General features: G+C 60.5%; 8 protein-coding genes. 3 read left to right on the forward strand and 5 right to left on the reverse strand.

What is annotated here, in order from left to right:
* The first annotated feature begins 41 nt into the window (after positions 1-41).
* The gene (locus ACR3EN_RS01920) at positions 42-3,647 is read left to right on the forward strand and encodes a translocation/assembly module TamB domain-containing protein (protein WP_480918386.1); all 3,606 of its coding nucleotides are present in this window, start codon (positions 42-44) and stop codon (positions 3,645-3,647) included.
* 106 nt (positions 3,648-3,753) lie between these two features.
* Here the strand turns inward: ACR3EN_RS01920 and fdhF are convergent, their stop codons facing one another.
* The 5 genes from fdhF to ychF form a co-directional block, all read right to left on the reverse strand.
* Positions 3,754-6,537, reverse strand: a complete 2,784-nt coding sequence (gene fdhF / locus ACR3EN_RS01925; protein WP_480819317.1) for a formate dehydrogenase subunit alpha — start codon at positions 6,535-6,537, stop codon at positions 3,754-3,756.
* Positions 6,538-6,551: 14 nt separating this feature from the next.
* Entirely contained in the window at positions 6,552-8,255 is a 1,704-nt protein-coding gene (locus ACR3EN_RS01930; RefSeq protein ID WP_480819316.1) for an NAD(P)H-dependent oxidoreductase subunit E, read from the reverse strand.
* A gap of 85 nt (positions 8,256-8,340) precedes the next feature.
* Positions 8,341-9,222, reverse strand: a complete 882-nt coding sequence (locus ACR3EN_RS01935; protein WP_480819315.1) for a LysR family transcriptional regulator — start codon at positions 9,220-9,222, stop codon at positions 8,341-8,343.
* Positions 9,223-9,295: 73 nt separating this feature from the next.
* Entirely contained in the window at positions 9,296-9,721 is a 426-nt protein-coding gene (locus ACR3EN_RS01940; RefSeq protein ID WP_480918387.1) for an N-acetyltransferase family protein, read from the reverse strand.
* A gap of 90 nt (positions 9,722-9,811) precedes the next feature.
* Positions 9,812-10,909 (reverse strand): redox-regulated ATPase YchF, encoded by a 1,098-nt coding sequence (gene ychF / locus ACR3EN_RS01945; RefSeq protein WP_480819313.1) that lies wholly within the window; start codon positions 10,907-10,909, stop codon positions 9,812-9,814.
* A 201-nt stretch (positions 10,910-11,110) separates the two neighbouring features.
* On the opposite strand from ychF, the gene ACR3EN_RS01950 reads away from it, so the two are divergent.
* Positions 11,111-11,596: an acyloxyacyl hydrolase gene (locus ACR3EN_RS01950; protein ID WP_480819312.1), complete on the forward strand. Its 486-nt coding sequence runs from the start codon at positions 11,111-11,113 to the stop codon at positions 11,594-11,596.
* 69 nt (positions 11,597-11,665) lie between these two features.
* Positions 11,666-12,457 carry a tryptophan synthase subunit alpha gene (trpA, locus tag ACR3EN_RS01955; protein ID WP_480819311.1) on the forward strand — a complete coding sequence of 264 codons (792 nt, stop codon included), beginning with the start codon at positions 11,666-11,668 and terminating at the stop codon, positions 12,455-12,457.
* Positions 12,458-12,582: the final 125 nt, after the last annotated feature.

Consider the following 12,582-nt stretch of genomic DNA (forward strand, 5'->3'; position numbering starts at 1 on the left):
CGCTGGGAGAGCCGCTGATCGGAGTCGCGGCTGATCTGCAGGTGAACGGGAACCTATCGCTCGCAGATGGTGCGCTGGACACCACGCTGGATATCGACCGGCTGGACCGGGCGGGCGATACCATCGACCTGACGGCAGGCTTTGACAATTCAAGCCGCCAGATCGATCTGGACCTGACGGTCGCCGAAGCCTCGGGCGGGTTGATCGCGACCGCGTTGGGCGTGCCCGACACGCCGCCCATCGAACTGACGGCCAAAGGGTCCGGGCCTGTCAGCGATTTTACTGCCGATATCGGCCTCAGCAGCGATCAGCAGTTGCGCGTCACCGGTCAGGTCCGGCTGCGCAGCGCCGAAGAGGGTGGGACCGCCGCCGATGGCATCGCCTTCACCGCCGATCTGGGCGGCGATCTGACGCCGTTTATGGCCGAGAACATGGACACGTTCTTTGGCACCGACACCAAGCTGTTCGTCGATGGTCGTACCCATCCCGACGGCGCGCTGGATATCTCGGATATCGAAGTCACCTCGCAGGCGTTGGAGCTGAAAAGCCAACTCAGTCTCGGCGCGGGCGGCACGCTGCAACTGGCTGCGCTGCAGGGCCGGATCACGCCGCCCGAGGGCGATAGTGTTGTGCTGCCCATCAGCGGTGGCGACACCTCGATCGGTGCGGCGCAAATCTCGGCGCTGTTCAATGCCGAGAATGGCAATCTGTGGGACCTGAGCCTGACCACAAATGCTGTCTCGACACCCAATCTGAAACTGGATCACGCACGCATCACCGGTCAGGGCGCTTTGGATCAGAGCAACGGGCTGTCGGTCGATGGCGATCTTCAGGCGGTGCTGGACGGGCTGGATATGGCCGACCCGGCGCTGGGCGTAGCGATAGGCGATCAGATCACGCTGGACGGCCAGTTCGATTACGGCAACGACCAGTCGCTGGAACTGTCGGGGTTCGAACTGGTCGGCAGCGATTATACGCTGGGCGCGGATGCGGTGATCAGCGGTCTGGCGACCGGGCTGCAGGTAGATGGCAACGCCACGTTGCGGGCCAGCGACCTGTCGCGATTCTCGGATCTGGCACAACTGCAACTGGGCGGAGAGGCCTCGATCCGGGTGCAGGGCAACGGCTCACCGCTTGAGCGCAGCTTTGACGGCAAGGTGGTGATCAGCGGGCGCGACCTGTCCACCGGGCGCGACGATATCGACCCGGTGATCTCGGGCGAGACCGAGATCACGCTGGACGCCAAGCGCGGCACCGACGGCGTGACCATCCGCGAATTCGCCATCAGCAGCGAGGCGGTGACCGCACAAGCCAGCGGTACGGTCACAACGCCGGATGGCAATGTCTCGATCGACGGGCAGGCCAGCGTCAATGCCTCGGACCTGTCGGTGTTCTCAGGTCTGGCCAAGCGCGAACTGGCCGGAGCCGTTCAGGCCCGGCTGGATGGCAAGGGCACCGTTCAGACGCTGGAATTCGACGGGCAGGCCAGCGTGATCGGCACCGATATCCAGACCGGGATGAGCGATATCGATCCGCTGCTGACGGGCCGCACCACGATCAACTTTGACGGTGCGCGCTCGGATGATCAGATCGTCATTCGCAGCGCGACGATCAATGGCAAGGCCCTGACCGCCGAGGTCGCGGCGACGATCGATGACCCGACGGGTGAGCTTGCCGTGGATGGTTCGGCCAAGGTGAACGCGCCCGATTTGTCGTTGTTTTCCGGGCTGGTAGGGCGTGAGCTAGCGGGCTCGGTCAAGGCCGATCTTGCGGGTCAGGGCGCAAAAGGCAGCAAGACCTTTGATGTAAAAGGCAACGTAACGGCGGATGATCTCGGCACCGGTATCGATCTGGTTGACGGGCTGGTGCAAGGCCGCACCACACTGAACATAGATGCAGTGAATGACGAGCAGGGCCTGAACATCCGCACCTTCCAGCTGAACGGCACGGCACTGACCGCCGATGCGTCGGGCCAATTGGACCGCGACGCGGGCGGGCTGACCTTTTCGGCAGCTCTGGACGACATGAACCGCCTCTCGCCCACCCTGTCCGGCCCGCTGCGGCTTGAGGGCAACGTGGCCCCCACCGGCTCGGGGCTGGAAGGCACCGCCCGGCTTCTGGGACCTGAAAGCTCGTATGCCAGCCTGTCGGGCAGCGTCGACACAAACGGTGCGGCCGATCTGGATTTTGACGCCCGCCTCAACCGGATCGAACGGTTTGCCCCCGATTTCCCCGGCACCGTCTCGGCCACGGGCACGGCAAAGCGGGACGCCGGCCAATGGACAATCGACGCCAAGGCCGAAGGTCCAGCCCAGATCAACAGCACCGTCGCAGGCACGTTTGACGAAACCAGCGGCACCGCCGATCTGAAAATGCAAGGCGGGGTCAATATCGGCATCGCCAACGCCTTTATCTCGCCCAACAGCCTGCAAGGCACGGCACGCTTCGATCTGGCCCTGAAGGGCGCGCCATCGCTGAGCGCGCTCAGCGGTACAATCTCGACCTCGGGCACTTCGATGGCGCTGCCAGAGGTGGGTCAGACCATCAATGGCATCTCGGGGGCCGTCACGCTGGCCCAAAACCGCGCAACGATTGATCTGCGGGGCGGCGTCCGCGCGGGCGGAGGCTTTACGGTCACTGGCCCCGTCGACCTGACGCCGCCCTTCAATGCGCAGATCACCACCGCGCTCAACAATCTGGTGCTGACCGACAAGCTGCTTTATGAGACCACACTCAACGGCCAGATCGCACTGACGGGGGCTTTGGCGGGCAACAGCGCGATTGCCGGGCAGATCAACTTCGGCGAGACCAACATCAACCTCGCCGCCGCCGCAGGTGCCGTCGGTGCGGCCCCGATCCCGCCGATGGAGCATCTGAACGAAAGCCGTGCCGGGTTCCTGACCCGCGAACGCGCCAATCTCGTCGAAAGCGAAAACGCCGAAAAAAGCAACTCGCGTATCGCATTGGACATCAATCTGCTGGCCCCGAAGGCAGTCTTTGTCCGCGGTCGGGGGGTGAACGCCGAGCTTGGCGGGCGGATCAATATCGGCGGCACCACGACAGCCGTGGTCCCATCCGGCCAAATCGAATTGATCCGAGGCAATTTTGACATCCTCGGCCGTCGATTGGCACTGACCAAGGGGCTGGTCACCCTGCAAGGCGACCTGACCCCGTATATCGAGTTTGAATCCTCGACCAGCACATCCGACGGCACCGCGACCATCGAAATCGCGGGTCCGCTGGATTCGCCGGAAATCGACGTATTCTCGGACCCCGAGCGCCCCACCGAAGAGGCGCTGGCGATGTTGCTTTTCGGCAATCGTTTCTCGGAACTGTCGCCCTTCGTCATTGCGCAGATGGCAGCTTCGCTGGCGCAGCTCAGCGGTGCAGGAGGGGACGCGACCAAGGGTGTACGCGACGCAACCGGTGTAGATACCGTTGATATCGGTGCTACATCCGGCGGTGCCGGGCGTCTGGGCGCCGGAGCTTATCTGAGTGACAATCTTTACACCGATTTCACCGTCAATACCGAAGGCGATACCGAGGTCAACCTGAACCTGGATGTGACCGATAGCTTCACAGTCCGAGGCACGGTGGATGGGCGCGGCGAAACCGGTCTGGGTATTTTCTTCGAGCGTGATTACTGACGCGCCGCGCTCAAGCGGCCGCAAATCGACACTGTTTTGCACACCGGAGATGCGCGTAAAAAAGGCGACCAAAGGGCCGCCTTTCCAAAGTTGCTTAGTGCTCGTTTTATTCTGCCGCGATGGCATCCTCGATCTTCTCGACGCGAATGGCCGAGAACTTGAATTCGGGGATCTTGCCATAGGGGTCGATGGCCGAGTTGGTCAGGATGTTCGCAGCCGCCTCGACATAGGCAAACGGGATGAACACCATATCCTCGGCAATCGCCCGGTCGGCCCGCGCCATGATCTCGATCGAGCCACGACGGGTGGTCAAGCGGATCATCTCACCCGGTTCGATCCCCATCAGTTTCAGCGTGCGGGGATTGAGCGAACAGTTCGCCTCGGGTTCGACAGCGTCCAGAACCTTGGCGCGGCGGGTCATTGACCCGGTGTGCCAGTGTTCGAGCTGACGGCCGGTCGTGGCGATCATCGGGAACTCGTCATCGGGTGCCTCATCGGGCGGGATCACGCTGGCCGGAGTAAACCGGGCTTTCCCGTCCGCACGCGGGAAGCCATCGCCGAATACGATAGACTGACCGGGGTCAGTTTCGCTGAGCGATGGATAGGTGATCGTCTCGGCCTCCAGACGCTCCCACGTGATGTTATCGAGCGAATTCATCGTCAACTTCATCTCGGCAAAGACTTGGGACACATCGGTATAATCCCAGTTCAAACCGATGCGCTGCGCCAATTCGACCGTGATCGCCCAGTCCTCGCGCGCCTCACCCGGAGGCGGCACGGCAGGGCGCACGCGCTGTACCTGACGGTTGGTGTTCGACACGGTGCCGTTCTTTTCATACAGCGCCGAGGCAGGCAGGATGATGTCGGCATAGTTCGCCGTCTCGGTCAGGAAGATGTCCTGCACGATCATCAGGTCCAGCTTGGCCAGCGCATCGCGGGCGTGGTTCACATCCGGGTCGGACATGGCCGGGTTTTCACCCATGATGTACATGCCCTTGATGTTGCCCTGATAGGCCTGATCAATGATCTCCGTCACCGTCAGACCCTTTTCGTTTGAAAAGTCGTCCGAATTCCAGACCTCATTGAATTTGGCGCGGATGCCGTCGTCGGTGACAGTCTGGTAGTCAGGCAGGAACATCGGGATCAGACCCGCATCCGAGGCCCCCTGCACGTTGTTCTGACCGCGAAGCGGGTGCAGACCCGCGCCGGGTTTGCCAACGTTGCCGGTCATCAGAGCCAGCGAGATCAGGCAGCGCGAATTGTCGGTGCCGTGAATGTGCTGGCTGACGCCCATCCCCCAGAAGATCAGCCCCGCCTTGGCCTGCGCAAAGGTGCGCGCGACGCGGCGCAGTTGGTCCGGCTCAATGCCGCAGATTGGGGCCATCGCTTCTGGCGTGAACTGGCGCAGATGCTCTTTCTCGGCTTCCCAGTTCTCGGTCCAGCGGTGGATATACTGGCTGTCATAGAGCTCTTCCTCGACGATCACGTTCATGATCGCGTTGAGCATCGAGACATCTGCACCCGGACGGAACTGCAGCATTTCGTCGGCGAACTTGCGCATGCCAACGCCGCGCGGGTCCATCACGATCAGCTTGCCGCCACGCTTGGCGAACTGCTTGAAATAGGTCGCCGCAACCGGGTGGTTTTCGATCGGGTTGGCCCCGATGATGATCGCCACATCCGCGTCCTTGATATCGTTGAACGCAGCGGTCACCGCGCCCGATCCGACGTTTTCAATCAGCGCAGCAACAGAGGACGCATGGCACAGACGGGTGCAGTGGTCGACATTGTTGTGACGGAATCCCTGACGGATGAACTTCTGGAACAGATACGCTTCTTCGTTGGTGCATTTGGCCGAACCAAAACCTGCAACGCTGCGCGGGTCTTCGTCGCGCAGGGCCACCAGTTTGGAGGCCGCGAGGTCCATCGCCTCTTCCCAGCTCGCTTCGCGGAAATGGGTCGACAGATCGCTTGGATCGACGTTCAGGCCCTTCTCGGGGGCGTCCTCGCGCCGGATCAGCGGCTTGGTCAGGCGGTGCGGGTGATGGATGTAATCGAACCCGAACCGGCCCTTGACGCACAGGCGGCCTTCGTTTGCGGGGCCGTTAATGCCCTCGACATATTTGACCTTACCGTCCTTCACCTTCAGCGAAACCTTGCAGCCCACGCCGCAGAACGGGCAGACGCTTTCGGTTTCGCTATCGTAGTCCTTGCTGTCTCCGCGCTGTTGGTCGTCCAACACGGTGGCAGGCATCAGCGCGCCGGTGGGGCAAGCCTGAACGCATTCACCGCAGGCCACACAGGTTGAATCGCCCATCGGATCATTCTGGTCGAACACAACCTGCGCGGTATGACCACGACCGGCCATGCCGATCACATCGTTCACCTGCACTTCGCGGCAGGCGCGGACGCAGAGGTTGCAGTTGATGCAGGCGTCCAGATTGACGCGCATCGCCACGTGGCTGTCATCCAGCAGCGGAATTTTCTCGGCCTCTTTCGCCGGGAAACGGCTGTCGCTGACATCACTCAGCTTAGCCATGTCCCAGAAATGGCTTGAGGTATCGTGCGCCTCTTCCGGTTGATCCGCGACCAGCAGCTCCATGACCATGGCGCGCGATTTCTCGGCCCGTTCGGTGTCGGTTTTCACCACCATACCGTCCGCCGCAGGACGGATGCACGAGGCAACCAGCGTACGCTCACCTTCCACCTCGACCATACAGGCGCGGCAGTTGCCGTCCGGGCGATAACCCGGCTGCGGTTTGTGGCACAGGTGCGGGATGGTGAAACCCTGACCCTTGGCGGCTTCCCAGATGGTCCAGCCTTCGGGCACGGTGACATCTTCGCCGTTCAGGTTGAAGGTGACGGTTTTGTTCGGGCTTGCGTCTAGCATGGCTCTGTCTCCCTTCAGATTTCGTCAGCGAAATGTTTCATGACAAGGCGGATCGGGTTCGGAGCCGCCTGCCCCAGACCGCAGATCGAGGCGTCGCCCATCACCTGACAAAGGTCTTCCAACAGATCGGTGTCCCATTTGTCAGCCTGCATCAACTTGACCGCCTTTTCGCAGCCTGCCCGGCAGGGGGTGCACTGGCCACAGCTTTCATCCTCGAAGAACCGTAGCATGTTCAGCGCCGCATCGCGCGCCGTATCCTGATCGGACAGGACCACGACAGCGGCGGAGCCGATGAAGGTGCCATGCGGCTGCAGCGTGTCGAAATCCAACGGGATGTCGTCCATCGACGCGGGCAACAGACCAGAGGAAGGACCACCCGGCTGATACGCCTTGAAGGTCTGACCTTCGGCCATGCCACCAGCGGCTTCGATCACGTCCAGAATGGTCGAACCAGCAGGCAGCAAGTAAACACCCGGCTTCGCCACACGGCCCGAGACCGAATAGCTCCGCAAACCTTTACGACCGTTCTTTTCGGTGCTGTTGAGGCATTCCGGCCCCTCGCGGCAAACCTTCGTGACCCAATACAGCGTCTCGACATTGTGCACCAAGGTCGGGCGGTTGAAGACCCCAACCTGCGCCACAAACGGAGGACGATGCCGCGGCAGGCCCTTTTTGCCTTCAATCGACTCGATCATCGCGGATTCTTCACCGCAGATATACGCACCGGCACCCCGGCGCAGATCGATATAGCCGGGCTCAACAATCCCGGCCTGCTCCAACGCGGCAATCTCGCGGCGCAGGATTTCCAGAACCGCCGGATACTCGTCGCGCATATAGATGAAGCAAGTCTCGGCCTCGACAGCCCATGCAGCGATCAGCATGCCCTCAAGGAAGACATGCGGCGTGCGCTCCAGATAGTAACGGTCTTTGAATGTGCCGGGCTCGCCTTCATCCCCGTTGACGGCCAGATATCGCGGGCCCTCGTTCATGCGAACAAAGCCCCATTTCTTGCCGGACGGGAAACCGGCACCACCCAGACCACGCAGGCCCGAGGACAGAACGTCTTCCTGCACCTTCTCCCAGTCGCCGCCCGCGCGCAGCTCTTTCAGCTTTGCGTAGCCGCCATTGGCCTCATAGGCCGCGAAGGTTTCGTAATCGGGCACATGTGCATGGGTGTCATCGGCAGCAATCGCAGCCTGCACCTTCTCGGGGGTCGCATGGTCGATATGGTTGTGGCCAATCTCAAGCACCGGAGCGGTATCGCAACGACCCATGCAGGGCGCGCGAACAACACGCACCTCGGACGGATCCAGACCATCTTCCAAAGCCTTCTGCAATTGCTGGGCGCCTGCCATCTCACAGGAGAGGGAATCACAGACACGGATCGTCAGCGCGGGCGGAGGTGTTTCGCCCTCTTTCACCACGTCGAAATGGGCATAGAAGGTCGCGGTCTCATAGATTTCGGCCTGACCAACCCGCATCTCAACCGCCAGAGCGGCAATGTGATCGGCGCTGATATGGCCGTGCGCATCCTGAATCAAATGCAGGAATTCGATCAGCAGATCACGACGGCGCGGGCGATCGCCCAACAGGCGCGCGATCTCGGCCTGCGCCTCATCCGTGAATTGACGGCCTTTGGGCGTGTGCCGCCCCTTGCCTTTACCTGACTTCCAAACGCCCTTGGGTGCGCCTGATGGCTTGGTGTCTAATGGTGCCATGATGCCCTCCGATTCAGGCCCCGTGTCTCATCAGATCAGCATATCGTCAAATCGCATATTTCAATCGCACGATAACGACATCTTATCACCGTAAGGAGGCGACAATGGCCCGTAGCGCCTCGACTGTTGGCAATTCAGGATCACGGCTGAGCGTGGCCAGACATATCGGCTTGCTGACCACAGGATCGATCAGAGGCAGCACTTTCGTTCCCTTCAACTCGCCCAGCGCCCGTACCAGAACCCGGGGCACAACCGTGGCTGCCAACCCCTCGCGTGCCATGACCATCGAGGCGGTGAAGCCGCTGGTCTCTGCCACCACATGAGGGTGCAGACCCTGTTCGGCGAAGATACGGTCAAGAATACGCCGGTTCTGCATCTGCGGCTCAAGCAGGCTGATGGGAAATTCGGCAACCTGCGCCCATGGGATCGGACCGGTTTCCCCGGTCATATGGGACGGGATCAACAGCACATAGGTTTCTTCATAAAGCGGCTGAACTTCGCGCAAATCGGTTCCGATGCTGTCGCCATAAGTGATGCCCGCATCCAGACTGCCCTCATCCAGCCGGTGCTGAATGGCGGTGGCCGACATAGTCTCGATCCGCGCGACGATGCGCGGATGGGCGTCGCGCAGCCGCTTGATGAGCCGACCGGTAAACGCGATCGCAGTCGGAATCACCCCAAGGATCAGTGTCCCGGTGATCTCACCCTTCGAGGCCAGCACCTGTTGTTCCAACGCCTTGGTCTCGTCCAGAATACGCCGCGCCCGCAGGACGATCATCTCGCCCTCTTCGGTCAGACCCTGAAACCGGTTGGCGCGGCGCACGATTGAGACGCCGAGCCGGTCTTCGAGGTTACGGATGCGCATGGAAAAGGCCGGCTGTGAAATCCCGCACTCTTCGGCCGCTTTGGCAAAATGGCGATGCCGCGCAAGGGCGCTGAGGAGTTGGAGGTCGCGGATTTCGATCATTTGGAGTTTCTCTGGGTCACGCCAAAAATCAGTGTAACCGCTATTGCGCCAACGGAAAATCCCCTGGCAGTGATCAGGTCAGCCGCAGGACGTAGACATTGTTTAAATACCCCTGATCCCCGATCCGGAACTGGGTCTCGCCGATCTGCTCAAAGCCCCAAGCAAGGTAGAACGCAATGGCCGGGGTGTTTGCGGCGTTGGTCGTCAGCCAGACCACGTGTTCCTGCTGATCCCTGCAATGTTGCAACGCAGCCGCCAAAAGGCGTTTGCCGATACCTTTTCCGTGATGGCGCGGCTGTACATAGAAGGTGGCGATCTCCATGCCCGACCAACCGTCCACCGGGGCATCGCGCGACGAGGAGACTCGGATGAACCCGTCTATCCCCTCTTGATTTTCCGACACCACAAGGAACTCTTCAGGGTCAGAAATCTGGTTGCGGATCTTGGCTTGCGTGAATTCTGACAGAGCGTAATCGGCAAAAAGCCGCTGACGCCACATTTGAGATATGTACCTACCCACACCTCGATCGAGATCGCCGCAATGCTGGAGGCATCCGACAGTTCTGCCGCACGCAGGGTCAACGCGCTATCAGGTGTTGAACAAGAAATGCATCACATCGCCGTCCTTGACGATGTAGCCTTTGCCCTCAGCCCGCATCTTGCCTGCTTCCTTGGCGCCCTGTTCACCATTCGCAGCGATATAGTCGTCATAGGCGATGGTCTCGGCGCGGATGAAGCCTTTCTCGAAATCACCGTGGATGACGCCTGCGGCCTGCGGCGCGGCAGTGCCGGTGCGGATGGTCCAAGCCCGGGCCTCTTTCGGGCCGACGGTGAAATAGGTTTCCAGCTTCAGCAGGTCGTAACCGGCACGGATGAGGCGGTCCAGGCCGGGTTCTTCCAGACCCATTTCCTCAAGGAACATTTGCGCCTCGTCATCTTCCAGCAGGCTGATCTCTTCTTCGATCTTGGCGCTGATGATCACGTGCGAGTTGCCCTGCGCTGCGGCCATTTCCGCGACCTTGGCGGAATATTCATTGCCCTCGGCGGCTTCCTCCTCGGACACGTTGCAGACATAGAGCACCGGTTTGGTGGTCAGCAGTTGCAGCATCTTCCATGCCTTGGCGTCTTCGTCCGAGACCTCAACCAGACGGGCGGGTTTGCCATTTTCCAGCATCGCCTGCGCCTCGGCCAGCAAACGGTCCTGCTGTGCCGCTTCTTTGTCGTTGCCTTTCAGCTTACGCACCAGATTGGCGCGGCGCTTTTCGATGCTTTCCAGATCGGCCAGCATCAGTTCAGTCTCGATGGTGTCGGCATCAGCCACAGGATCAACGCGACCATCCACATGAGTCACATCACCGTCTTCAAAACACCGCAGCACATGGGCGATGGCGTCGGTTTCGCGGATGTTGGCCAGGAACTGATTGCCCAGTCCCTCGCCTTTCGAGGCCCCCTTCACCAGACCAGCGATATCCACAAAGGTCATGCGCGTGGGAATGATCTGTTTCGAGGACGCAATCGCCGCCAGCTTGTCCAGCCGGTCATCGGGAACGGCCACGTCGCCCACGTTGGGCTCGATGGTGCAGAATGGGAAATTCGCCGCCTGTGCGGCTGCGGTTTTGGTCAGTGCATTGAACAGGGTCGACTTGCCTACATTCGGCAGACCCACAATTCCCATCTTAAAGCCCATCCCGGCCTCCTGCATAACACTAGCGCGCTGCTTCTATGCAGGTCTGGGGTAATGCGCAAGGTAGACCGCGCAGCACAAACCCGAGTCCATTCTGCCACATCACGAAACCGAGACCGTATTGTGTTCTTGCCTCCATTGAAAATGCGCACTTAAGCTCACCAATAAAAGACATATGAATAAACGACGGACTGAGTAGTGACGATGAAATCCCTTCTTGTTTTGGCCTTTACGCTGGCTGCAGCAGGTGCTGCACAGGCACAATCGGTAATTTTTGGCGCAGGCTATGCGGACTTTTCCGCAGCGGACGCGGATGATCAGGCCGTATTTTCGCTGGAGTATCAGCACCGCCCGTTTCACGAGGCAACGCGTTTCAGCGCAACATGGGGCGCGGCGCTGACTGTCGATACCGATGGCGATACTCATCTGGGCGCTGGTCTGGTCGGGCTTTATAGTTTCGCGGACCGCTGGTTCGTCGAGGGCAGCGTTTTTCCCGGTTACTATAATGAGTCAAACGCCGCGAACGATCTGGGTGGCGAGTTTCAGATTCGCAGCCTTCTGGGCCTTGGATACACGCTGGACAGCGGCAACAAGGTCTCGGTCGCGATCACGCATATCTCGAACGCCAGCACAGATTCGGACAATCCCGGCGTGAACTCGGTCTTTCTGAGATATCACTACGCGTTCTGAGCAAGCGGGATTGATTTTCGGGCCGAGTTTCTGCACATCAGGTCCAAACCTCGTGTGCAAGGACATCTGATGACCCGTATCGACGCCAAATTCGCCGCCCTGAAAGCCGAAGGCAAGAAGGCGTTTGTCGCCTACATCATGGCGGGCGATCCCGACTATGAAACCTCGCTTGAGGTGGTCAAAGGCCTGCCCGGCGCAGGTGTGGATGTGATTGAGCTGGGCTTGCCATTCACTGATCCGATGGCGGATGGCCCGACCATTCAGGCCGCAGGGCAACGCGCTCTGGACGGCGGGATGACACTGCAGCGCACGCTGGATCTGGCACGGGCCTTTCGTGAAACTGATGACGTCACCCCGATTGTGCTGATGGGATACTACAATCCTATCTATAGCCGCGGCGTCGACACCTTCCTTGAGGATGCAAAATCAGCCGGCATCGACGGGCTGATCGTGGTCGACCTGCCGCCGGAAGAAGACGCCGAACTCTGCCTGCCCGCGCAGGCCGCCGGGTTGAACTTTATCCGACTGGCCACGCCCACCACCGACGACAAACGCCTGCCGCGCGTACTGCAGAATACATCAGGGTTCGTGTATTATGTCTCGATCACCGGGATCACAGGAGCTGCCGAGGCCCAAGCCACTGATGTCGGGCCCGAGGTGTCTCGGATCAAAGACCAAACCGACCTGCCTGTCATCGTCGGATTTGGCATCAATACCCCAGAGAAATCCCGCGCCATAGCCAGCGTGGCAGATGGCGCCGTGGTCGGGTCCGCCATAGTCAGCAAGATAGGCGCAGGCAATTCGGTGTCCGAGGTTCTGGACTTCGTCAAATCTCTGGCTGACGGCGCCCACTCTGCTTGAGCCACAGACTGAAATCTTACAAAAATCCGGGTGCCCCCAGCGAACATCAGTTCGGCTGGGGGTTTTCGTTTTCATACCGTCGGACAGCGCGGCAACCAACCGCATCATGCTGTGTTGCGCAGCGT

The sequence above is a fragment of the Ruegeria sp. G7 genome (assembly GCF_056535465.1).

Bases quoted from the DNA above. Each gene is read 5' to 3' on its own strand.
- fdhF (WP_480819317.1), bottom strand. From the start codon at position 6,537: ATGCTAGACGCAAGCCCGAACAAAACCGTCACCTTCAACCTGAACGGC.
- ACR3EN_RS01930 (WP_480819316.1), bottom strand. From the start codon at position 8,255: ATGGCACCATTAGACACCAAGCCATCAGGCGCACCCAAGGGCGTTTGG.
- ACR3EN_RS01935 (WP_480819315.1), bottom strand. From the start codon at position 9,222: ATGATCGAAATCCGCGACCTCCAACTCCTCAGCGCCCTTGCGCGGCAT.
- ACR3EN_RS01940 (WP_480918387.1), bottom strand. From the start codon at position 9,721: ATGTGGCGTCAGCGGCTTTTTGCCGATTACGCTCTGTCAGAATTCACG.
- ychF (WP_480819313.1), bottom strand. From the start codon at position 10,909: ATGGGCTTTAAGATGGGAATTGTGGGTCTGCCGAATGTAGGCAAGTCG.
- ACR3EN_RS01950 (WP_480819312.1), top strand. From the start codon at position 11,111: ATGAAATCCCTTCTTGTTTTGGCCTTTACGCTGGCTGCAGCAGGTGCT.
- trpA (WP_480819311.1), top strand. From the start codon at position 11,666: ATGACCCGTATCGACGCCAAATTCGCCGCCCTGAAAGCCGAAGGCAAG.